Origin of the sequence: Herbaspirillum lusitanum P6-12 (genome assembly GCF_000256565.1) — a bacterium.
GTDB classification, from domain to species: domain Bacteria; phylum Pseudomonadota; class Gammaproteobacteria; order Burkholderiales; family Burkholderiaceae_D; genus Herbaspirillum; species Herbaspirillum lusitanum.
The window spans coordinates 1-453 of the sequence record NZ_AJHH01000319.1; the positions used below are offsets into that span (position 1 = coordinate 1).

Annotated in this window: 1 pseudogene; it reads right to left on the reverse strand. The window is 57.6% G+C overall.

Features of this window, described 5'->3' with window-relative positions:
• A pseudogene (locus tag HLUSI_RS31485) lies at positions 1-453 on the reverse strand (phosphomannomutase/phosphoglucomutase); the annotation flags it as partial.

Sequence of the window (453 nt, forward strand, 5' to 3'; positions counted from 1 at the left end):
ATGGCCGGTCTTCCACATCAGGGGGTGGCCGCCGTGATGCGCAATCCAGGGGGCCAGATGACTGGTGCATTTAACGTCATAGATAATTTTTCCGCCAGGATGGCGTGTCAGTACGTCGGCAGCAAACAGCATCAGTTGGCGATCCGGGTAAATGATCTGGCCATCTTTGGTGACCACGCCCAGGCGATCACCATCGCCGTCGAAAGCCAATCCCAGTTCTGCATTGGAATGCTGCAAAGTCCGGATCACGTCTTGCAGGTTTTCCGGATGGGCCGGATCGGGATGATGATTGGGAAACCTGCCATCCACTTCGCAGAACAGTTCCCGTACGTCGCAACCAAGTGCGCGATATAACTCGCCGGCAAACGCACCGGCAACGCTGTTGCCGCAATCCACCACAATCTTCATCGGCCGCGCCGCATGCTGGCGGCGGGACGTGATGTGACCTTCCTG